The organism is Pseudaeromonas paramecii (assembly GCF_039540575.1).
GTDB classification, from domain to species: Bacteria; Pseudomonadota; Gammaproteobacteria; order Enterobacterales; family Aeromonadaceae; genus Pseudaeromonas; species Pseudaeromonas paramecii.
The window spans coordinates 1-22,047 of record NZ_BAABFC010000020.1 but is presented as its reverse complement, the minus strand read 5'-3'; the positions used below and the strand labels follow the sequence as shown (position 1 = coordinate 22,047).

The 22,047-nt window shown below is 62.5% G+C and carries 15 protein-coding genes; 13 read left to right on the top strand and 2 right to left on the bottom strand.

The window, feature by feature from the left end:
• Positions 1-78 precede the first annotated feature (78 nt).
• From ABD847_RS13565 to ABD847_RS13520, 10 genes are all read left to right on the top strand, one after another.
• On the top strand, positions 79-327 hold the full coding sequence (locus ABD847_RS13565; protein WP_345013923.1) for a hypothetical protein: 249 nt from the start codon (positions 79-81) through the stop codon (positions 325-327).
• Between the two features lie 234 nt (positions 328-561).
• Positions 562-1,095: a fimbrial protein gene (locus ABD847_RS13560; protein WP_345013921.1), complete on the top strand. Its 534-nt coding sequence runs from the start codon at positions 562-564 to the stop codon at positions 1,093-1,095.
• 8 nt (positions 1,096-1,103) lie between these two features.
• The gene (locus tag ABD847_RS13555) at positions 1,104-1,820 is read left to right on the top strand and encodes a fimbrial biogenesis chaperone (protein ID WP_345013919.1); all 717 of its coding nucleotides are present in this window, start codon (positions 1,104-1,106) and stop codon (positions 1,818-1,820) included.
• Complete coding sequence (locus ABD847_RS13550; protein WP_345013917.1) at positions 1,774-4,272, top strand: fimbria/pilus outer membrane usher protein; 2,499 nt, start codon at positions 1,774-1,776, stop codon at positions 4,270-4,272. The genes ABD847_RS13555 and ABD847_RS13550 overlap by 47 nt, the downstream gene beginning before the upstream one ends.
• Positions 4,269-5,303 carry a fimbrial protein gene (locus ABD847_RS13545; RefSeq protein ID WP_345013915.1) on the top strand — a complete coding sequence of 345 codons (1,035 nt, stop codon included), beginning with the start codon at positions 4,269-4,271 and terminating at the stop codon, positions 5,301-5,303. Before ABD847_RS13550 ends, ABD847_RS13545 begins: the two co-directional genes overlap by 4 nt.
• Before the next feature lie 184 nt (positions 5,304-5,487).
• Positions 5,488-6,474, top strand: coding sequence for a galactose/glucose ABC transporter substrate-binding protein MglB (gene mglB / locus ABD847_RS13540; RefSeq protein ID WP_345013913.1), 987 nt, complete (start codon positions 5,488-5,490; stop codon positions 6,472-6,474).
• 57 nt (positions 6,475-6,531) lie between these two features.
• The gene (mglA, locus tag ABD847_RS13535) at positions 6,532-8,043 is read left to right on the top strand and encodes a galactose/methyl galactoside ABC transporter ATP-binding protein MglA (protein WP_345013911.1); all 1,512 of its coding nucleotides are present in this window, start codon (positions 6,532-6,534) and stop codon (positions 8,041-8,043) included.
• A gap of 16 nt (positions 8,044-8,059) precedes the next feature.
• Positions 8,060-9,070: a galactose/methyl galactoside ABC transporter permease MglC gene (gene mglC / locus ABD847_RS13530; protein ID WP_345013909.1), complete on the top strand. Its 1,011-nt coding sequence runs from the start codon at positions 8,060-8,062 to the stop codon at positions 9,068-9,070.
• 121 nt (positions 9,071-9,191) lie between these two features.
• Positions 9,192-10,925, top strand: coding sequence for a methyl-accepting chemotaxis protein (locus ABD847_RS13525; RefSeq protein ID WP_345014078.1), 1,734 nt, complete (start codon positions 9,192-9,194; stop codon positions 10,923-10,925).
• Between the two features lie 263 nt (positions 10,926-11,188).
• Complete coding sequence (locus ABD847_RS13520; RefSeq protein ID WP_345013907.1) at positions 11,189-13,150, top strand: carbohydrate-binding module family 20 domain-containing protein; 1,962 nt, start codon at positions 11,189-11,191, stop codon at positions 13,148-13,150.
• Positions 13,151-13,206: 56 nt separating this feature from the next.
• On the opposite strand, the gene ABD847_RS13515 is transcribed toward ABD847_RS13520, so the two are convergent.
• Together ABD847_RS13515 and ABD847_RS13510 are read right to left on the bottom strand one after the other, a co-directional pair.
• Complete coding sequence (locus ABD847_RS13515; RefSeq protein ID WP_345013905.1) at positions 13,207-15,309, bottom strand: methyl-accepting chemotaxis protein; 2,103 nt, start codon at positions 15,307-15,309, stop codon at positions 13,207-13,209.
• 161 nt (positions 15,310-15,470) lie between these two features.
• Positions 15,471-16,124, bottom strand: coding sequence for a TetR family transcriptional regulator (locus tag ABD847_RS13510; RefSeq protein ID WP_345013903.1), 654 nt, complete (start codon positions 16,122-16,124; stop codon positions 15,471-15,473).
• Between the two features lie 148 nt (positions 16,125-16,272).
• On the opposite strand from ABD847_RS13510, the gene ABD847_RS13505 reads away from it, so the two are divergent.
• Genes ABD847_RS13505 through ABD847_RS13495 form a run of 3 tightly spaced genes read left to right on the top strand, consistent with a single transcriptional unit; the run spans position 16,273 to position 21,983 of the window.
• Complete coding sequence (locus ABD847_RS13505) at positions 16,273-17,439, top strand: efflux RND transporter periplasmic adaptor subunit (protein WP_345013901.1); 1,167 nt, start codon at positions 16,273-16,275, stop codon at positions 17,437-17,439.
• A 7-nt stretch (positions 17,440-17,446) separates the two neighbouring features.
• The gene (locus ABD847_RS13500) at positions 17,447-20,599 is read left to right on the top strand and encodes an efflux RND transporter permease subunit (protein ID WP_345013899.1); all 3,153 of its coding nucleotides are present in this window, start codon (positions 17,447-17,449) and stop codon (positions 20,597-20,599) included.
• A complete protein-coding gene (locus tag ABD847_RS13495; RefSeq protein ID WP_345013896.1) occupies positions 20,592-21,983 on the top strand; it encodes an efflux transporter outer membrane subunit in 1,392 nt (463 codons plus the stop codon). The genes ABD847_RS13500 and ABD847_RS13495 overlap by 8 nt, the downstream gene beginning before the upstream one ends.
• The last annotated feature ends 64 nt before the right edge of the window (positions 21,984-22,047 follow it).

Below are 22,047 nucleotides of genomic sequence, written 5' to 3'. Positions count from 1 at the left end.
CCGGCCTGCCGGGGCAAAATCCCCACCCGCCGGATATACTTGCGGAAGTGACCCACCGCCTCGGCGCATGACCCCGACATGAAACTTCTCTGGCTGCTCCTGGCGCTTTGCCTGCTCCCCTTGCAGGCCGACACGGGTCACCTGCACCTGGTGGGTCAGCTACGCCAGACCACCTGTCAGATCAGCCTGGATCAAACCCGATCCAGTCAACCTGCCCAACTACACTTTGCCCACTGCCTTGCCGCCCACAGACCCCTCAGCCGCCTCTGGCTAGCCCCCGACACACACCAGGTACACAGGGGTCTCCTGCTGTTGACCTACCACTAAATTCAAATGAAACCAACCATTTAGCTCCAAATGGGTAACGCTCACACCTAAAGATGCATCAGGATCACATTAATAACATCTGCCCCGGCCGAGCGAGGCTTATAACTCGAAGCCGCTCACATCTTTACTCCTTAACACTTCTTAGCATGAGGTGGTCAAAGAAGAACCAATCCAAAAAAAAGAGCCGCTGCATGACAGTCGGCCATCCAGAAACAACAGACGAAGGAATGGAAAATGAACGCCAATCAACTGACCCGCGCTCTGCTGCTGAGCACCCTGTTCAGTACCGCAGCCCATGCCTACGACGGCACCATCAACTTCACCGGTGCCCTCACCAGCAACACCTGTGTGCTCTCCAGCAGCAGTCAGACGGTCACCCTGCCCACCCTGGCGGCCACGACCCTCGCCAGTGCCAGTAGCTGGGCCGGGCGCACCCCCTTCACCGTCAGCCTCACCGGCTGCGATGCCGGCGCCACCTCGGTGGGGCTCTACTTTGAACAGACGGATGACATCGATACCAGCAACGGCACCCTGAACAACATCGCGGCCGTCTCCCCCGCCACCAATGTCCAGGTGCAACTGCTCAACGCCAATTTTGTCGCCCTGGACTTGTCCAAGGGTAGCAAGAGCGCCCAGAACTCCCTGTCGGTAGATGCCTCCTCCGGCACGGCAGCCATTCAGCTGTATGCCCAGTATTTCTCAGAGAATGGCAGCGCCACCGCCGGGAGTGTGGAAGCCCAGGCGATCTTCAGTCTCGACTACCTGTAAGTCACGGCATGCTGATAAACCACCTGCGTCACCTGGTCTGGCTGGCCGCTGCGCTGATAGCGCCAGCCCAGGCCAACGTGGTGATCAACACCACCCGGGTCATCTATCCCGCCAGTGCGCGGGAGGTGTCGGTATCCTTGAGTAACCCGGGGGAGGCGCCGGCCCTGGTGCAGGCCTGGCTGGATGAGGGCGATCCCAACGCCAAGCCCGATCAGACCCAGGTACCCTTTATCCTGCTGCCGCCCATCTTCCGGCTGGATGCCAAGCAGGCCCAGGCCCTGCGCCTGACCTACACCCAGAGCAAGGCCCTGCCGACCGACAGGGAATCCCTGTTCTGGCTCAATGTGCTGGATATCCCGCCCAAACCGGCGGAGGACAGCAACTACCTGCAACTGGCCATCCGCTCCCGCCTCAAGCTGTTTTTCCGGCCCACGGGATTGAGCCCAGAGGTGGCCAAGGCCCCCACCCTGCTCAAGAGCCGACTGGACGGCCAGACCTTGTGGCTGGACAACCCCAGCCCCTATCACCTGACGCTGACCCAGTTGACACTGGTGTTGCCGCAAGGCCAACAGGCGCTGACCCCCAGCAGCCTGATGCTGGCGCCCTTCTCCCGCCAAGCGCTGCCCCTGGCCTCACCGCCTGGCAAGGGGACCCTGCAGCTGACCTTACAGAGCATTGATGACTATGGCGCCCTGCGACCCCAACAACTGGCGGTGGCGCGTTAGCCTCAGCCTGCTGCTGGCCGTTAGCCAGGGGCTGGCCGCCGAAGAGATCCGTTTCGATACCACCTTCTTGCAGCAACAAGGCGGGGCACAGCTGGACCTGAAGCGGCTGGCCCAGGGCCCGCTGCCGCCAGGCCGTTATCCGTTGGATGTCTGGGTCAACGAGGTCAACCGGGGACGCATCAACCTCCAACTGGCGGCGCCGGCCGGCCAGGCCCTGCGGCCCTGTCTGACGGCGGATCTGCTGGCCCAGCTGGGCCTTCGCGCCCCCGATGACCAGAAGCAAGTCACCGCCCTGACTGCCCCGGATGCCTGCGTGGCGCCGGCCGAACTGGACCCGCAGATCAGCTGGCGCTACGACGGCGCCCGCCTGGCCCTGTTACTGACGGTGCCCCAGGTTTGGCTTATCAAATCCCGGCCAGGTGCCGGCTCATGGCAAAGCGGCGAGACCGCCGCCCTGCTCAACTACGATGTCAACTTTTACCGCTACCGGACCGCCAGCCAGACTAGGAGCCAAGGCTTCCTGAGCCTGGACGGTGGCCTCAACTGGCAGGTATGGCGCCTGCGCCATCGCTCCACCCTGTCGGTAGCCAATCAAGGGCAGAGCGACTGGAACAACCTGGAGACCAACCTGTGGCGCAGCCTGCCGGACTGGCAGGGGCGCCTGACCCTGGGGCAGTCCAACACACAGGGACAATTCTTTGACTCCGTCGGCTACCTCGGCGCCAGCCTGGCCACGGACAGCCGCATGCTGGGGGACAAGGAGCAGGGCTTCGCCCCCGTGATCCGCGGTCAGGCCCGTAGCCATGCCAGGGTTTCCGTGCTGCAGCAGGGGCGCCTCTTGTATCAGACCAATGTGCCGCCAGGGGAGTTCGTCATCGACGATCTCAATCCCACCGGCTACGGCGGCGATCTGGAGGTGCATGTGAAGGAGGCGGATGGCAGCGAGCAGGTGTTCAGCGTGGCCAATAACGGCTTGCCTCAGCTGCTGCGCAGCGGACAGCGGCGTTACAGCGCCACCGCAGGCCAGGTGGACATCCAGGATCTGAGTGCCCACCCCGCCCTGCTGGAAACCAGCTGGCATCAGGGGCTGAGCAACCTCAGCAGCTATTATCTCGGTGGCCAGCTGAGCGAACACTATGCCGCCGGCCTGCTGGGGCTGGCCTTCAATACCCCCTGGGGTGCCCTGTCACTGGATCTGACCCAGGCCAACCCGGGGGACGGCCAGACCAGCCAACGCTGGCGGGCTCGCTTCAATCGGCAGTGGAACAGCACCGGCAGCAGCCTGACGCTCACCGGTCAGCAGTACGGCTCCGCCGACTACCGTTCCCTGGCCGAAGCCCTGCAACAGCGGCAGGCTGAGACCCAGAAAACCACCTGGGTCGGCCCGCCCCGTCGCCGCCTGGATCTCACCCTGAACCAGCCCCTGCCGGGCCAGGGTGGCAGCCTCTACCTCTCCGCCTCCTGGCAGTCCGACTGGCAAGCCGACGCCCTGTGGTACGGTCAGCTGGGCTATCAGCGCCTGTTGGGCCCCGTCAGTCTCAACCTGTCCGCCCGGCGCAGTGCCGGTGACGACATCGAGGCGGAAAATCACTACCAGTTGAGCCTCAGCCTGCCCCTGGGGGGGACCCGGCCCCATACCCTGAGCCTGATGTTGGACAAGAGTGCCCAGCAAGGCTGGCAGAGTCAGGCCTATCTGGCGGGCAACGGTGCCGGGGATGAACCCTGGAGCTATGGGCTGAGCACGGCCCAGTGGCAGGAGGCGGGCCAAACGCGCCACTCCCTCGGGGCCAATGGCCAGTGGCGAGCGCAGGCCATGATCGTGAGTGGCAGCGTCAGCGGGGATGATCAGCGCCAGCGGCAACTGGGCCTGGGCAGCCGTGGCGCCCTGCTGTTGCACGACGGCGGCCTGCTGACCAGCCGGGAGCTGGGGGAGAGCGTTGCCATCATAGAGGCCCCTGGCGCCGCCGGGGCCCGGCTGCGCAACTGGCCCGAGATACGGCTCGACCGCCGGGGCCGGGCGGTGGCGCCCTATCTCACCCCGTTCCGGGAGAATGTCCTGGAGCTGGATCCGGCGCAGATGGACAGCCAGGTCGAGCTGCTCACCACCCAGCACCAGGTACAACCGGATGCCGGTGCCGTGATCCGGTTGCAGTTTGCCAGCCGGCGCGGCTACCCCCTGCTGCTGCCCGCCAGCCTGCCCAGCGGCACGCCATTGCCTTTCGGAGCCGAGGTGCAGGACGAGTCAGGCGAGACGGTTGGCGCCGTGACCCAGGGGGGCCAGCTGTATGCCCGGGTCCATGCCCGTCAGGGACGATTGCGGGTGCGCTGGGGCGACGATGCGACGCGCCGCTGCCAGCTAGACTATCAGTTACCCGCCAAACCCAATGCCGCCGCCCTCTATCTGCCCGAGCAGCCCGGCCTGTGTCGGCCCACTCAGGAGTCAGCCCCATGATCCCAGCCCTGCGCAGCCTCTGGTGTGGCCTGCTGCTGTTGCTCACCCCTGCCGTGTGGGCAACCTGTACCATCGACAGCGGCTCGGCGCCGACCCTGTACAATCACAGCGGGCAGAGCAAGAGCCTCACCATCACCACCTCGGTGGGCTCACACCCCTTCGACTTTGGCGGCGCCCAGGGCATCAATACCTGGGCCAGTAGCTGCGATGGCAGCGAGGCGGCAGGCTATCTCAACATGGTGGGCAGCAACAGTCCGCTGGGGTACGCCTCCGGCAACTACGGCAACTCCAACGGCAACCCCATCTACGGCATCACGGCCCTGCCCGGCATCGGCTATGCCCCCAGCTGGAACCTCAGCACCTCGGGCCTCAACAGCTATTTTCAGCCCTATGGCAGCCTCTCGGCCCCCACCAGCTACGATCTGACCGATCCCAGCTCCATGCGTATCGACTTCTTCGTCATGAGCAGCCTGTGGGCCGGCAGCTGGTGCCTGCCGGCCGGTGCCACCCTGGGGGAGATCCGCTTTGGTGATCAGACGGTGGCCAGGCTGCAGATCGGTGGTGAAGCCCTGTGTCTCAATGTCACGGGACGCACCTGTAGCGTCAGTAGTGGCTCCCAGAACCTCAGCGTGGAGATGGGCAGTTACAACCTGAACCAGTTCTCCGGCATCGGCTACACCACGGCACCGCGCCCCTTCCATCTCCAGCTGGAGAACTGCACCGGCAGCGTGGCCCAGGTGAATATCCTGTTCAATGCCATCGCCGACACCGATGTCAGCAATGCCGGCGAGCAGGGCATAGTGCAGCTCAACGGCGGGGGCGCCAGCGGTGTCGCCATCCAGCTACTGCGCAGCGATAACACCCCCCTGCCCCTTAATCGTTTTCCCGACACGCCGCTCTACTCAGGCGCCAGCCTGGCCGAAGGGGCCGGCCTCACCCTGCCCCTGCGGGTCCGCTACCTGCAAACCCAAGCCACAGTCACCGCCGGCCAGGCCAACGCCAGCGTCACCTTTAACCTCATCTATCAGTGAGCTGGCATGGCGACCCCCTGCCGAGCATCACCGGTTGGGTTTATTTGCAAACGCTTTCACTGTTTAGAAGGCAGATCACAGTTTGTCGGTTAACAGGGCGGCTACATTACCGACACATTCATGCAGCTTCTACGCTCTAACGGGGACATCCCCCCTATACCCAAACGGAAACCGGAGAAGGACAATGAGAAAACTGACTGCAGTCGCCACCCTGATCACCGGCCTGACCCTGAGCCAGCTGGCCGCCGCCGAAACCACCCTGGGCTTTACCATCTACAAGTACGACGACAACTTCATGTCGGTGGTGCGCAAGGCCATTGAGGCGGAAGCGGCCAAGGCGCCGGACGTCAAGCTGCTGATGAACGACTCCCAGAATGACCAGTCCAAGCAGAATGACCAGATCGACGTCATGCTGGCCAAGGGGGTGAAGGCGCTGGCCATCAACCTGGTGGATCCGGCCGCCGCCTCTGTGGTGATCGAAAAGGTCCGGGCCGACAACATCCCTGTGGTGTTCTACAACAAGGAACCCAGTGCCGCCGACATGGCCAGCTATGACCTGGCCTACTATGTGGGCACCGACTCCAAAGAGTCTGGCATCATCCAGGGTGAACTGATCGCCAAGCAGTGGGCCGCCCACCCGGAATGGGATCTGAACAAGGATGGCGCCATCCAGTTCGTGCTGCTCAAGGGGGAACCCGGCCACCCGGATGCCGAAGCCCGCACCACCTACGTGGTGAAGACCCTCAACGAGAAGGGCATCAAGACCGAGCAGCTGCACCTGGACACCGGCATGTGGGATACCGCCATGGCCAAGGACAAGATGGATGCCTGGATCTCCGGCCCCAACGCCAACAAGATTGAGCTGGTCATCGCCAACAACGACGGCATGGCCATGGGCGCCATCGAATCCTTGAAGGCCCAGGGCAAGACCGCCATCCCGGTGTTCGGCGTCGACGCCCTGGCCGAAGCCCTGGCCCTGATTGAACAAGGAGCCATGGCCGGGACAGTGCTGAACGATGCCGCCAATCAGGCCAAGGCCACCTTCGACCTGACCCGCAACCTGGGGCTGGGCAAACCGGCCGGTGAAGGCACCACCTGGAAGCTGGAAAACCGGGTGGTCCGCATCCCCTATGTGGGCGTCGACAAGGACAACCTGGCCGACTTCAAGTAACCCCCCTGCGGCAGGGAGCCTGGCTCCCTGCCCCCACCCCAGACCCAAGACGACCCTATGAGAACAGAACAAACATCCGAATGGCTGCTGGAGATGATTGACATCAGCAAGTCCTTTCCCGGTGTCAAGGCGCTGGATCAGGTCAATCTCAAGGTGCGCCCCCACTCGGTGCATGCCCTGATGGGGGAAAACGGCGCCGGCAAGTCCACCCTGCTCAAGTGCCTGTTCGGCATCTATCAGAAGGACGAGGGCAAGATCTTCTTCCAGGGCAAGGAGGTGGATTTCACCTCCTCCAAAGAGGCACTGGAAAACGGCGTCTCCATGGTGCATCAGGAGCTGAACCTGGTGCTGCAGCGCAGCGTGATGGATAACATGTGGCTGGGCCGCTACCCCACCAAGGGGCTGTTCGTGGACCACAGCAAGATGTTCACCGATACCCAGCGCATCTTCAAAGAGCTGGATATCGACATCGATCCCCGCGCCAAGGTGGCCAGCCTGTCGGTCTCCCAGATGCAGATGGTGGAGATCGCCAAGGCGTTCTCCTACGACGCCAAGATTGTCATCATGGACGAACCCACCTCCTCCCTCACGGAGAAGGAGGTGCATCACCTGTTCAAGATCATCAACAAGCTCAAGCACAAGGGCTGCGGCATCGTCTACATCTCCCACAAGATGGAGGAGATCTTCCAGCTGTGTGACGAGATCACCGTGCTGCGGGACGGTCAGTGGATCGCCACCGAGCCGCTGGCCGGCCTCAACATGGATCAGATCATCGGCATGATGGTGGGCCGGGAGCTGACCCAGCGCTTCCCCGAAAAAACCAATGAGCCCAAGGAGGTGATACTGGAAGTGGAGCACCTGACCGCCCGCAACCAGCCCTCCATCCAGGACGTCAGCTTCAACCTGCACAAGGGTGAGATCCTGGGCATCGCCGGCCTGGTAGGCGCCCGCCGCACCGATGTGGTGGAAACCCTGTTCGGGGTGCGCGAGCGCAGCCAGGGCAGCATCCGCCTGCACGGCAAGGAGATGAGTAACCAGAGTGCCCACGAAGCCATCGCCAACGGCTTCGCTCTGGTCACCGAGGAACGCCGCTCCACCGGCATCTACTCCCAGCTGGACATCACCTTCAACTCCCTCATCGCCAACATGGATCACTACAAGGGACCCATGGGGCTGCTGAGCGACAGGCAGATGAAGAGTGATACCCAATGGGTCATCGATGCCATGCGGGTCAAGACCCCCAGCCAGCGCACCCAGATCGGCTCCCTCTCCGGCGGTAACCAGCAGAAGGTGATCATAGGACGCTGGCTGCTGACCCAACCCGAGGTGCTGATGCTGGACGAACCTACCCGCGGCATCGACGTGGGGGCCAAGTTCGAGATCTATCAGCTGATCCTGGAGCTGGCCAAGAAGGACAAGGGCATCATCATCATCTCCTCCGAGATGCCCGAACTGCTGGGGATCACAGACCGCATCCTGGTGATGAGCAATGGCCGGGTCGCCGGCATCGTCAATACCAAAGAGACCGACCAGAGCGAGATCCTGCGCCTGGCCTCCTTGTACCTATAAGAACAGGAAGAACATTATGGAGTGGGCAAAAAACTTCAACCTGATGCGGACCCTCAAGGAAGGGGGCATCTATGCGGTGTTACTGATCCTCTTGCTGGTGATCATCGTCAAGGAACCCTCCTTCATGAGCCTCACCAACCTGAGCAACATACTGACTCAGTCTTCGGTGCGCATCATCATAGCCCTGGGGGTCGCCGGCCTCATCATCACCCAGGGGACCGACCTCTCCGCCGGTCGCCAGGTGGGCCTGGCGGCGCTGATTGCCGCCACCTTGCTGCAATCCCTCACCAATGTGAACAAGGTGTTCCCGGCGCTGGGTGAGGTGCCCATTCCCGTGGTGATCCTGGTGGTCTGCCTCATCGGCGGGCTCATCGGCCTGATCAACGGGTTGATCGTGGCCTACCTGAACGTGACCCCCTTCATCACCACCCTGGGGACCATGATCATCGTCTACGGCATCAACTCCCTGTATTTCGACTACGTGGGCGCCTCACCGGTGGCGGGCTTTGATCCGCGCTTCTCCCACTTTGCCCAGGGCTTCATCCGAATAGGCGGATTCAAGCTCTCCTATCTCACCTTCTACGCCGCCCTGGCCATCGCCTTTATCTGGATCCTGTGGAACAAGACCCGCTTCGGCAAAAACATCTATGCCATCGGTGGCAACCCGGAGGCGGCCAAGGTATCCGGAGTCAATGTGGCGGTGAATCTGGTGCTGATCTACGCCCTGGCCGGGGTCTTCTATGCCTTCGCCGGCATGCTAGAAGCGGGCCGGGTGGGCAGTGCCACCAATAACCTGGGCTTCATGTACGAGCTGGACGCCATCGCCGCCTGCGTGGTGGGCGGTGTCTCCTTCTCCGGCGGGGTGGGCACGGTCGCTGGAGTGGTCACCGGGGTCATCATCTTTACCCTGATCAACTACGGCCTGACCTATATCGGCGTAAGCCCCTATTGGCAGTTCATCATCAAGGGCGCCATCATCATACTGGCGGTGGCACTGGACTCACTCAAGTACGCCAAGAAGAAGTAAGGCCACGCCAAGGCGTGGATCCTGCCACACAGTTTGGGGCGTCGTATCCGACGCCCCTCCCATTGGGGTCTACACTCCACCTCAAGCCCCCAGTCCTTATCAGGGAATCGACATGAAGATGATGCCTTTTAAGACCAAGATCTATGTGCTGTTCTGCTCGGTCATTTTCATCACAGTGCTCACCGCCTACCTCAGCGTCAACTACGTCGTCAGCCGCCATATCCAGGCCTCCCAGACCCAGGCCATCCAGCAACAGATCGCCTGGGTGAAGGAGAAGCTCACCAGCGATATCCAGCAAAAAATCCTGCTGGCCGCCAACCTCAATTTCGGCGTCACCAACGTCAAGAAAACCCTGGAGGAAACCGGTTTTTACAATATCGTCAAGGTGATCGGCGACATGGCGTTCGATGGCGGCGGTGTCATCGAGGACGCCAGCCGGGTACAGGCGCTGCGCGAGCTGATCCCCGCAGACAGCAAACAGGTACAGGTCAGTCCCATTCTGGAGGAGGACGGCAAGCCGCTGGTGCGGATACTGGTGCCCAGAGGAGCCGACTCCGCCTACTTCTTCTACCTCGACCTCACCCCGGTCAAGGAGCAACTGGCCCAGGCCAGCCAGCACGGCAGCCACTTTGAGCTGGCCGATGCCAAAGGCACCCTGTTGTTCAGCGATCACCCGGATGCCGATCTGGTGCCCCAGAGCCAGCAGATCGAGGTGCAGGGTAACCCCTGGACCCTGACGGGTTATGTTGATCTGGACTACATCCACAGCATCACCGCCGGATTGAACCGCACCATCACCCTGAGCCTGGTGGTGGCCGGTATCCTCATCATGCTGATCTCGGTGGCCGCCACCCGGGTCGCCTACCGTCCCATCATCTCCTTGCGGGATCTGGTGCTGGATCTCTCCCGCGGCAGTGGCGACCTTACCCGACGTCTGGCGGTGACCAGCGACGATGATCTGGGTCAGATCGGCACCGGCATCAACCGCTTCATCGAACAGTTGCAGGGCATGATGCTGGAGGTGCGCCAGGCCTCGGAGCGCTTAAGCAGCGGCATCCAGCAGCTGAGCCAACAGACCGACACCAGTCAGCAACTGCTGGACAGCCATGTGCAGGAAACGGATCTGGTGGTCACCGCCATCACCCAGATGAGCAGCACCGCCAACTCGGTGGCCGAGAACGCCGCCGCCACCGCCAAGCTGACCCAGGAGACCAGCGAGCAGGCGGAAACCTCCCGCCAGGTGGTGAACATCGCCATCGACAGCGTCAGTGCCCTGGTAGATGAGGTGGAGGGCACCGCCAGCTCCATCCAGACCATGCAGCGGGATGCCGAACAGATCGGCTCCATTCTGGGGGTCATCGGCGGCATCGCCGAGCAGACCAACCTGCTGGCCCTCAATGCCGCCATCGAGGCAGCCCGGGCGGGGGATCTGGGCCGCGGCTTTGCCGTGGTGGCGGACGAGGTACGAGCCCTGGCGGCCCGCACCCAGAGCAGCACCCTGGAGATCAAGGAGATGCTCACCCGGCTGCAGCAAGGCACCGGCACTGTGGTGCAATCCATGGATGCCACCAAGAGCAGCTGTCTGCGTACCGCCGACAACACCCGCCAGGTCACCCACTCACTGGATGAGATGTCCACCCATATCGTGGAGATCAACGATCTCAGCTCCATGATGGCCACCGCCGCCGAACAGCAGCGGGCCGTCACCGACGAGATCAGCCGCAACATGAACGCCATCAAAGAGGTGATCCACCATCTGCAGGGCAATGGCGACGCCACCGTGGCCAGCACCGCCGGTATCGGCGAAACCTACCGTCAGCTGACCCAGATAGTCGAACGCTTCAAGCTGCAATAAGCCCATGAACGAGGGGGCCGATGGCCCCCTTGGTGATTGTCTCATCTCAACCCACTCACTGCCCCGCCATCACACCATGTCCGATAATCAACAATCCTCACCATTCAGGTAAAGATAAATTCACTTGACACAACGAGAGACAGGTCACCATTTCACCACCCCCTGATGGCATGCCAAGCCGAGATCCACAAAAATCTCACCGCCGTCGTCCTTAACCAGATTCCAGACGGCACCATAAAAACATGACATAAGGATTTGAGCTAATGAAAGCAATAGTGAAGACGGCCCTGATGGCTGGCCTGCTGGCTAGTCTGGGTCAGAGTGCCCAGGCAGGAGTGTTCGTCCATTTATTTGAATGGAAATGGAACGACATCGCCGCCGAATGTGAAAACGTGCTGGGCCCCAAAGGCTACTCAGCCGTCCAGGTATCCCCGCCCCAGGAGCATATCCAAGGCTCGGCCTGGTGGACCCGCTATCAGCCGGTGAGCTACAAGCTGGTGAGTCGCAGCGGTAACGAGCAGGAATTTGCCGACATGGTGAGCCGCTGTAAGGCCGCCGGGGTGGACATCTATGTGGATGTCATCTGGCAACACATGGCCTTCGGCTCTGGCACCGGCACCGCCGGCTCCAGCTTCAACACCGGCACCCTGAGCTACCCCATGTACAGCGCCCAGGACTTCCACCAGCCGCTGTGCGGCATCAACCCGGAAGACTACGGCTCCAACGCCTGGCGGGTGCGCAACTGTGGCCTCAGTGGCCTGCCGGATCTCAACACCGGCTCCAGCTACGTGCAGCAGACAGCCGCCAACTACATGAATCATCTGATGGATCTTGGTGTTGCCGGCTTCCGCTTCGACACCGCCAAGCACATAGATCCCTATGAGATGAGCGCCGTGTTGGCACGCCTGCAACAGACGCCCAAGTACATCTTCCAGGAAGTAATCGACCCCTACGGGTCAGAAGCCATCAAGTCCACCGATTACACCTCCATCGGCCCGGTCACCGAGTTCAAGTACAGCGCCAATATCGGCGATGTGTTCAAGAACAAGAAGCTGAGCTACCTGAAGACATTTGGCACCAGTTGGGGCTTTATGGCCAGTAACAGCGCCGTTGTGTTTACCGATAACCATGACAACCAGCGTGGTCACGGTGCCGGTGGTGCCAACGTGCTGAACTACAAGAACGGCGACCTGTACAACCTGGCCAACGTCTTCATGCTGGCCTGGCCCTATGGTTACCCCAAGGTCATGTCTAGCTACTACTTTGATGACAGCGACCAAGGCCCGCCCAGCGCCAGCGCCCAGGGTTGCCAGAACAACGGTTGGGTCTGCGAACACCGCTGGGGCGATATCGCCAACATGGTGGCCTTCCGCAACAAGACCGATGGTCAAGGCATGACCAACTGGTGGGATAACGGCAACAACCAGATCGCCTTCGGCCGTAACGGTAAGGGCTTTGTGGTGATCAACCGAGAAGGTTCCGCCATGAGCGTGGATCTGCAGACCGGCATGCCGGATGGTCAGTATGGCTCCGTTACCGGTGACAAGCAGTGCGTGACCGTCAGCGGCGGTATGGCGCACTTCAATGTCGGCAGCATGAAGGCGGCCGCCATCTACGTGGGCAAGGGCTGTGGTGATACCCCGGATCCTGTGGGTTGGGAGAACGCCTACTTCCGTGGCACCCCCAACAGCTGGGCGGCCACCGCCATGACCAAGGGTGAAGGCAATCTGTGGACCTACACGGCCACCTTCGGTACCGACAACCCGCGCTTTAAGATCAGCCGTTACACCGACTGGACCGTGGCCGTTCCCTCGACCGATTACCTGATCACCGAGGGCGCCGGCACCTATACCATCACCTTCGACGGTAGCAGTGCCACCATCGTCTCAGTGACCAAGAGCGGTGATGAGCCGCAACCCGGCACCGCCACGGTGAACTTCACCTGCCAGAACGGCACCACCACCCTGGGGCAGTCTGTCTACGTGGTTGGGGATGATGCCACCCTGGGTAGCTGGGCGCCGGCCTCCGCCGTGAAGCTCAACCCCACCAGCTATCCCACCTGGACCGGTGCCGTCAGCGTGCCGGCCAACAAGACCATCAGCTGGAAGTGCATCAAGCGCAGTGAAACCAGCGCCACCACCAATCTGGTCTGGCAAAGTGGCGGCAACAACACCGTCACTACCGGCGCCAGCGGCAGCAGCGCCAGCTCCACCGGCAGCTTCTAAGCGGACAGCCTCACCACGCCAAGCCGCGACCTAGGTCGCGGCTTTTTTATGCCGCATCACACCTTGAACTGTGCCACCAGGCGCTGCTGTTCATCCGCCAGGCCGGCCAGCTGGGTCAGCATCTCGTCGGCATGGTTGGATTGGGCGATGACCTGCTCACTGGACTTGCGCACATTATTGATATTGACGCTGATCTCACCGCTGACCTGCCCCTGCTCCTTGATGGCCACCTCAATCTGGTTGCTCATCTGCTGGATGGTGGCGATGGCGTGGGTGATCTCCTCGATATGGCTCACCGCCTGACGGGCATGCTGCTGGGTCACGTCCGCCTGCTGATGGCTCTCCAGGATGCCGTTCACCACCTCCCGGGTGCCGGATTGCAGATCGCCGATCACCTGACGGATCTCCACCACCGAATCCTGGGTGCGCCGGGCCAGGTTGCGCACCTCATCCGCCACCACGGCAAAGCCGCGACCCTGCTCGCCGGCCCGCGCCGCTTCGATGGCGGCATTGAGGGCCAGCAGGTTGGTCTGCTCGGCGATGGCGGTGATCACCTCGAGGATCTGGCTGATGTTGTCGCTGTTGGCAGACAGGGACTCCACCTTGGGCTTGGTGGCATTGATGTAGTCCATCAGTTGCTCCATGGCCTGGCGGGTCTCCTCCACCACCGCCTTACCCTGCTGGGCCGCCTCCTCGGCACTGTCTGCCGCACTCACCACCCGGTTGGCGCTCACCGCCACCTCCTGGGAGGTCTGGTGCATCTCCTCGATGGCCGAGGCCACCATGTCCAGCTCATGGAACTGGCTGTTGAGGGCCGCCTTGTTGCTGGCAGTCAAGGCCACAGCCGCCTGGGTGGCTTCCCGGCTGGTGCCGACACCGCCTACCAGGGTGCGGACTGTGCCGTGGATCTTGTCCAAGAAGGCGTTGAACCAGTTGGCCAGCTGCCCCAGCTCGTCGTGCCGGTCGAGGCGAATGCGTTGGGTCAGATCCCCTTCCCCCTGGGCGATATCCTTGAGGCGATCTGCCACCCCGGCCAAGGGCCGGGCAATCTGCCGAGCCAGCAGGCTGAACAGCCCCAGGCCGATGGCGGTGATCAGCAGCGCCAGCAGCATCAGCTCGGTCAGGGTGCCTTTGAGTTCGGCGGAAAGTTGCTGTTCCATGCCGCTGGCCCGGGAAAGCACCGCCTGGGCCGGCACCCGGATCAGCATGGCCCAAGGCTTGGCACTGCCATGCACGGCGATGGGCAGGAATAGCTCCAGCATGCCATCGGCCCAGCTCAGCTGCTCGTCCGCCGCCGCCAACAACTGACCGACCCGCTCACCCAGCGCCGCATCCTGTGCTGCCAGCCCTTGACCTGCCTGCAGTCCCTCGGCGGTGCTGGCCAGCACTGTGCCCTGGCCACTGAGCAGCACCACATCCCCCTGCCCCTCATACAGTTGGGTGTCCACCTGCTCCATCATGGCCTGAGAACGGCTCAGATCCACCGTCAAACCCAGGGCACCGATCAGCTTCTTATTCTGCTCAATGGGCAAAGAGAGGCTGGTCTGCAGTTGCCCGTCCACCAGTCTGGGCTCCTGCAGGCAGATCTGTTGGCTTTGCAGGGTGCAACCGTAGAAGGGATCCGCTTTGTCACCCACCAGTTGGATCTCATCCAGGCTACCGCGAGAGAGCTTGTCCCCCAGCTTGCGCCAGGTGAAGGCCATGCGCCCCGCATCGTTGGAACCCAGATAGCTGGCCCCGGTGTAGACACCGTCGGCATTATCCAGCGCATTGGGCTGGTAGATGGCGAAGCCGCCCAACAGGCTGGCTGAACTCTCCAGGGTGGCCCGCAGGGTATGCATCACGGCGCCACGCAGCAGCTCACCATCCAGCAAGTTGGTTTCGGCAAAGGATTTCTGGAACAGCTGGGCCTGTACCGCCGCCTCGCCCCGTACATACACCTCGGAGAGGAAGTCGGTCAGTTCTGCCGATTGCAGCGCCGCCTGGCGCATCATCTGCTGTTCAGCATCGAGCTTGAGCTCATCGCTGATCTGCGCCACCACCATCTGGTTGCTCTGCTGAATGTCGAACAGGGCTATGCCCGTCAGGGTGGCCATGGCCAGCAACAGACAGCCACCGGCCAGCAGTGAAATCTTCCACTGTAAGGAGAGTTTACGCATGAATCCTTCCATACCTACGACCAAGAAGCACCCGATAATAGGGATGGCTGCCGACAAAAACCAGCGTGGATTAGCGAAAAACTATGGTTAACATCTTGATTAGCAACAGATAAATTAACAAAAAAGCACCAGTTATCATCAGTTGCACCAGTTATGGGCACCTATTTAGCACAACACCCTGTGTTGGCCTCATCCGGCAGGCCATGACGCAGCGCCGAGAGGATGAAGTGCACATAGGTCTTGGTATGCAGGGCCAGGCTGATCATGCTGCAGGGGTGCAGGGCGTTGAGGATCAAGCCATCCAAGGCACAGTGGATAAACACCGCCGCCTGATCCACATCCAGATCGGAGGGCAACTGCCCACGATGGATGGCGTTGCATAACGCCGCCTTGAGCTCCGACTGGTAGACCGCAATCTCTTCTTTGATCATCCGATGGAATGCCTCCACCTCGCTGCTGGGCTCCGTCTGATTGAAGAACAGGCGGAAGAACTCGCGGTGGGAGTCACTTTCGGTGACATTCTCCAGCAGCAGCAACAAGAAGCGCTCCAGGTGACCCAGGGGATCCGGCTCATCCACGTTCAAGCTGGCGGAGAGCATCTGGCCTATGGGCTCACAAAGCTCCTGCCACAGGGCGATCAAGAGCTCCGCCTTATTCTCGAAATGCCAATAGATGGCGCCGCGCGTCACGCCGGCCTCCCGGGCCACATCCACCAGGCTGGTGGCGGCCCAGCCTTGCTGACTGAACTGGCGCATGGCCGCCTGCATGATGGCACGGCGGGTTTCTTGAGCTTCAGCCTTGGTTCTACGAGCCATTGTGTCCTCAGGTAATCAGGGTAAAAATGCGCAAAAACCGCTTACATACATTCTTGCATGTATGTATATTGCCATGCAGGAAGCGCTTTGCCAAATCGGCTTCCCCTCCTACCTAGCACGAATGGACACTTAAGAGGATTCACGCATTATGCCCGCTCGCTCCTTTCGCCCCACGCTGGTCGCCCTGGTGCTCTCCAGCCTACTGCTGACCGCCTGCGGCGAGGCCACCACGGCCCAACCGGCCGGCCCGGCCCGCGCCACGCCGGTGGATGTGGTCACCCTGCAACCCGTCACCCTGCCGCTGACCAGCGAGCTCACCGGCCGCACCAGCGCCTATCGCATCGCCGAAGTCCGGCCTCAGGTGGGCGGCATCCTGAAGAAGCGCCTGTTCACCGAAGGTAGCCAGGTGAAGGCCGGCCAGCCCCTGTACCAGATAGATCCGGACACTTATGAAGCCAGCGTGGCCAGTGCCAAAGCCAGCCTGGCCCAGGCCGAAGCCCTGGAGGCCTCCAGCCGCCTGCAGGCCAAGCGCTATGCCGAGCTGGTGAAGATCCAGGCCGTCAGCCAGCAGGACTATGACGATGCCCAGGCCAGCTGGAAGCAGTATCAGGCCCAGGTCGCCGCCGCCAAGGCCAGCCTCAAGAGTGCCCAGATCGATCTCAATCGCACCCTGATCAAGGCCCCCATCTCCGGCCGGATCAGCGCCTCTGCCGTCACCGAAGGCGCCCTGGTCACCGCCTCCCAGAGCGATGCCCTCACCACCATTCGTCAGCTCGATCCCCTGTATGTGGACCTGACCCAATCCAGCACGGATCTGCTGCACCTCAAGCGCCTGATGGCCGAGGGCAAGCTGGCCACCGACAAGGATCAGCAGCCCCTGGTGCGCTTCACCCTGGAAGACGGCAGTGCCTATTCCCAAGAGGGCAAGCTGCAGTTTGCCGATGCCAGTGTGGATGAAACCACCGGCATGGTGACCCTGCGGGCCGTGGTGCCAAACCCGGATGGCCTGCTGCTGCCCGGCATGTTCCTGCGTGCCAGCCTGGATGAAGGCCAACGATCCGACGCCCTGCTGGTACCCCAGAAGGCGGTGAGCCGTACCCCGCGGGGCGGCACCAGCGTGCTGGTGGTCAACGGTCAGGACGAGGTGGAACAGCGGGATATTCAGGTCAGCCAGAGCATCAACGGCAGCTGGCTGGTGGAGTCCGGCCTGCAAGCGGGCGACAAGGTGATCGTGGCCGGCCTGCAGAAGGTACAGGCCGGCGCCAAGGTAGTCCCGCAAGAAGCCGCCGCCACCCCTGGCGCCGACAAGGAGTAACCGCCTCATGGCAAGATTTTTTATTGACCGCCCCATCTTCGCCTGGGTCATCGCCCTGGTGATCATGCTGGCGGGCCTGCTGTCCGTCACCCAGCTGCCCATCGCCCAGTATCCCACCATAGCCCCGCCGGCCGTGGGGATCTCCGCCAGCTACCCGGGCGCCTCCGCCAAGACGGTGGAAGAGTCGGTGACCCAGATCATCGAACAGAACATGACGGGGCTGGATCACCTGCTCTACATGTCCGCCCAGAGCGATGCCGCCGGTAACGTCTCTGTCACCCTGACCTTCCAGCCGGGTACGGATCCGGATATCGCCCAGGTGCAGGTGCAGAACAAGCTGCAGCAGGCCACCTCCCAGTTGCCCACAGTGGTGCAGCAACAGGGCATCAGCGTGCGCAAGACCTCCAGCAGCTTCCTGATGGTGGCCGCCATCATCTCCCCCAAGGGCACTTGGGGGAACGATGACCTCTCCGATTACCTGGTCTCCAACATCAAGGAGCCGGTCAGCCGGCTGGATGGCGTGGGGGAAATCAGCGTGTTCGGCAGCCAGTACGCCATGCGCATCTGGCTGGATCCCAACAAGCTGGAGCGCTTCAAGCTGACTCCTGCCGATGTGACCTCTGCCATCACGGCGCAAAACGCCCAGGTGGCCTTGGGTAAGGTGGGCGGTACCCCGTCCCTGGCGGGGACTCAGTTTACCGCCACCATCATGGGACAGAGCCGTCTGACCACGCCTGAAGAGTTCGGCAATATCCTGCTCAAGGTAACCCAGGATGGTGCCAAGGTGCGCATCAAGGATGTGGCCCGGGTGGAACTGGCCGGTCAAAGCTTTGATGCCGAGGCCAAGTACAACGGCAAGCCTACAGGGGCACTGGCGGTCAAGCTGGCCACCGGCGCCAACGCCCTGGACACCGCCGAGAAGGTGAAGGCCAAGCTGGCCGAGCTGTCCCAGTACTTCCCCGAAGACATGGAGGTGGTCTACCCGTATGACACCACCCCCTTCGTCCAGATCTCCATCGAGGAAGTGGTGCACACCCTGATCGAGGCCATTGTGCTGGTGTTCTGCGTCATGTACCTGTTCCTGCAGAACTTCCGCGCCACCCTGATCCCCACCATAGCCGTGCCCGTGGTGTTGCTGGGGACCTTCGGGGTGCTCTCTGCCTTCGGCTTCTCCATCAACACCCTCACCATGTTCGGCATGGTGCTGGCCATCGGCCTGTTGGTGGACGATGCCATCGTCGTGGTGGAAAACGTCGAACGTCTGATGAGCGAGGAGGATCTCTCGCCCCTGGAAGCCACCCGCAAGTCCATGGATCAGATCACCGGCGCCCTGGTGGGCATCGCCCTGGTGCTCTCCGCCGTGTTCGTGCCCATGGCCTTCTTCGGTGGTTCGACGGGAGCCATCTATCGCCAATTCTCCATCACCATCGTCTCCTCCATGGTGCTGTCGGTGCTGGTGGCCATGATCTTGACGCCGGCCCTGTGCGCCACCCTGCTCAAACCCATGAAGCACGGTGAGTTTGGTGAGCAGCGCGGTTTCTTCGGCTGGTTCAACCGCTGGTTTGATCGGGGCTCCCACGCCTATCAGCGCGGTGTGCGCAAGGTGGTGAAGCAAGGGATCCGCTACAGCATCCTGTACGCCGCCATGCTGGGTATCCTGGCCGTGCTCTTCATGCGCATGCCCTCCTCCTTCCTGCCGGAAGAGGATCAGGGGGTCATCATGTCCATGGTGCAACTGCCGGTGGGCGCCACCAAGGAGCGCACCGAGGAAGTCATGAGCAAGATGCGCAACTACTTCCTGGAGCAGGAAAAGGACAACGTCGAGACAGTGATGACGGTGGCGGGCTTCAGCTTCGCCGGCTCAGGTCAGAATACCGGTATGGCCTTTATCAAGCTCAAGGACTGGAGCCTGCGCAAGAGCGCGGATCGCAGCGCTAACGCCATCATAGGCCGGGCCATGGGCTTCCTGTTCAGCATCAAGGAGGCACAGGTCTTCGCCTTCAACCTGCCGGCCATTCCCGAACTGGGTACCGCCACCGGCTTCGACTTCTACCTGCAGGACCGCGCCGGGGTGGGACACGAGAAGCTGATGGAGGCCCGTAACCAGCTGCTGGGCATGGCGGCCCAGAACCCCAACCTGGTACGGGTACGGCCCAACGGCATGGAAGACACCCCCCAGCTGAACGTCAAGATCGACTACGACAAGGCCATGGCTCAAGGGCTGTCGGTCTCCGACATCAACGACACCCTGTCCGCCGCCTGGGGCTCCTCCTATGTGGATGACTTCGTGGATCGGGGTCGGGTGAAGAAGGTTTACCTGCAGGCCGATGCCCTGTTCCGCATGAACCCGGAGGATCTCAACCGCTGGTACGTGCGCAACAGCGGTGGCGACATGGTGCCCTTCTCCGCCTTTGCCAGCGCCAGCTGGGGCTATGGTTCACCCCGTCTGGAGCGCTACAACGGTGTACCGGCCATGGAAATCGTCGGTGAAGCCGCCCCCGGCAAGAGTACCGGGGATGCCATGGCCGCCATCGAGGAGATAGTCCGGCAGCTGCCCGACGGCATAGGTCTGGAGTGGACGGGTCTGTCCTATCAGGAACGGCAGGCCGGTGCCCAGGCGCCCGCCCTGTATGCCATCTCCTTGCTGGTGGTGTTCCTCTGTCTGGCGGCCCTGTATGAAAGCTGGAGCATCCCCTTCTCCGTCATGCTGGTGGTGCCCCTCGGGGTGCTGGGGGCCATAGTCGCCGCCACCGCCCGCGGCCTGGAGAACGATGTCTACTTCCAGGTGGGCCTGCTGACCACCATAGGGCTGTCGGCCAAGAACGCCATCCTGATCGTGGAGTTCGCCAAGGAGCTGTATGACAAGGGCAGGGGCCTCACCGAAGCGGTGGCCGAAGCGGCGCGCATGCGTCTGCGCCCCATCCTGATGACCTCGCTGGCCTTCATGCTTGGGGTATTGCCCCTGGCCATCAGCTCCGGCGCCGGTGCCAGCAGCCGTCACGCCATCGGTACCGGGGTGCTGGGCGGCATGATGAGTGCCACCGTGCTGGCCATCTTCTTCGTTCCCTTGTTCTTCGTGCTGATCATCCGCTATTTCACCAAGCACGAATCCCGGGCCGAGCGGCTGGCCCACGCCCAGTCGGAGGTAAACCATGACTAAGACCCTGCTCGCCCTGAGCCTGACCCTGATCCTGGGGGGCTGCTCTCTGGCCCCCGACTACGAGCGCCCGGCCACCCCGGCCGGCGCCACCTGGCAGGCCGGCACCAGCGAGGCCGCGCCCCTGGGCTGGCAACAGCAGTTCCAGGATCCGGCCCTGCAGCGCCTGATCCAGCTGGCGTTGGACAACAGCCGGGATCTTCGCCTGTCGGTGCTGGCGGTGCAGCGCTATGAGGCGCAATACCGCATCGAACGGGCGGCCCAGTTCCCTGGGCTGGACATCAGCGCCAGCGGCAGCCGCTCCCGCTCGCCCTCCACCGTGACCGGCGGCGATGCCAGCATCAGCAGCCAGTACAGTGCCAACCTGGGGGTGACCTCCTATGAGCTGGATCTGTTTGGCCGGGTGCAGAACCTGAAGAACCAGGCCCTGGAAAACTACCTGGCGCAAACCCAGACCCAGCGCAGCACCCAGCTGGCGCTGGTGGCCTCGGTGGCGGACGCCTACCTCAACCTGATCGCCGACAGCCAGCTGCTGGCCCTGAGCCAGCAGACCCTGGCCACGGAGCAGGAGAGCTACGACCTCATCGCCCGCAAGCAGGCCCTGGGGGCCGCCTCCGAGATGGAGCTGGCCCAGGCCCGCACCAGCCTGGAGAGCGCCAAGGCCAGCGCGGCCCAGTACCACAGGCTGCAGGCGGCGGATCGCAACGCCCTGACCCTGTTGATGGGCAGCCCGCTGCCGGCGGATCTGGCGCTGCCCAGCCAGCTGGCCGAGGTACAATTCGCCGCCATTCCGGTGGGCGCCCCCTCCAGCCTGCTGACCCAGCGGCCGGACATCGCCGCCGCGGAGCACAGCCTCAAGGCCGCCAATGCCAACATAGGGGTGGCGCGAGCCGCCTTCTATCCCAGCATCAGCCTGACGGCCACCGCGGGAACCGCCAGTGCCGAGCTGGGGGATCTGTTCAGCGCGGGCTCCGGCAGCTGGTCCTTCGTGCCCAGCCTGTCCCTGCCGCTGTTTGACTTCGGCAGCAACCAGGCGACCCTGGATGTCGCCAAGATCGATCAGCAGCAGGCGGTCGCCACCTATGAGAAGACCATCCAGACCGCCTTCCAGGAAGTCTCGGACGGCCTGAACGCCCAGACGGACTACCAGCAACAGCTGGCGGCCCAACAGGCCCAGGTGGAAGCCAACCAGACCTACTTCACCCTGGCGGACAAGCGCTATCAGCACGGTGTGGACAGCTACCTGACCCGGCTGGATGCTCAGCGCAGCCTGTTCAGCGCCCAGCAGAGTCTGGTCTCCAGTCAGCTGGCGGCCCTGTCCAACCAGGTGAGCCTATACAAGGCCATCGGTGGAGGCTGGCAGGCGCAGGCCGAGCCGGCTAAATAGCTGATCCTAATGCCGCTCCAGTTGCATAAGCCCATGTCCGCAGCCAGGGAATGGTGCGGCATTA

What these genes read in the sequence shown, in the direction of transcription:
- ABD847_RS13565 (WP_345013923.1), top strand. Translation starts at nt 79, where the DNA reads ATGAAACTTCTCTGGCTGCTCCTGGCGCTTTGCCTGCTCCCCTTGCAG.
- ABD847_RS13560 (WP_345013921.1), top strand. Translation starts at nt 562, where the DNA reads ATGAACGCCAATCAACTGACCCGCGCTCTGCTGCTGAGCACCCTGTTC.
- ABD847_RS13555 (WP_345013919.1), top strand. Translation starts at nt 1,104, where the DNA reads ATGCTGATAAACCACCTGCGTCACCTGGTCTGGCTGGCCGCTGCGCTG.
- ABD847_RS13550 (WP_345013917.1), top strand. Translation starts at nt 1,774, where the DNA reads ATGACTATGGCGCCCTGCGACCCCAACAACTGGCGGTGGCGCGTTAGC.
- ABD847_RS13545 (WP_345013915.1), top strand. Translation starts at nt 4,269, where the DNA reads ATGATCCCAGCCCTGCGCAGCCTCTGGTGTGGCCTGCTGCTGTTGCTC.
- mglB (WP_345013913.1), top strand. Translation starts at nt 5,488, where the DNA reads ATGAGAAAACTGACTGCAGTCGCCACCCTGATCACCGGCCTGACCCTG.
- mglA (WP_345013911.1), top strand. Translation starts at nt 6,532, where the DNA reads ATGAGAACAGAACAAACATCCGAATGGCTGCTGGAGATGATTGACATC.
- mglC (WP_345013909.1), top strand. Translation starts at nt 8,060, where the DNA reads ATGGAGTGGGCAAAAAACTTCAACCTGATGCGGACCCTCAAGGAAGGG.
- ABD847_RS13525 (WP_345014078.1), top strand. Translation starts at nt 9,192, where the DNA reads ATGCCTTTTAAGACCAAGATCTATGTGCTGTTCTGCTCGGTCATTTTC.
- ABD847_RS13520 (WP_345013907.1), top strand. Translation starts at nt 11,189, where the DNA reads ATGAAAGCAATAGTGAAGACGGCCCTGATGGCTGGCCTGCTGGCTAGT.
- ABD847_RS13515 (WP_345013905.1), bottom strand. Translation starts at nt 15,309, where the DNA reads ATGCGTAAACTCTCCTTACAGTGGAAGATTTCACTGCTGGCCGGTGGC.
- ABD847_RS13510 (WP_345013903.1), bottom strand. Translation starts at nt 16,124, where the DNA reads ATGGCTCGTAGAACCAAGGCTGAAGCTCAAGAAACCCGCCGTGCCATC.
- ABD847_RS13505 (WP_345013901.1), top strand. Translation starts at nt 16,273, where the DNA reads ATGCCCGCTCGCTCCTTTCGCCCCACGCTGGTCGCCCTGGTGCTCTCC.
- ABD847_RS13500 (WP_345013899.1), top strand. Translation starts at nt 17,447, where the DNA reads ATGGCAAGATTTTTTATTGACCGCCCCATCTTCGCCTGGGTCATCGCC.
- ABD847_RS13495 (WP_345013896.1), top strand. Translation starts at nt 20,592, where the DNA reads ATGACTAAGACCCTGCTCGCCCTGAGCCTGACCCTGATCCTGGGGGGC.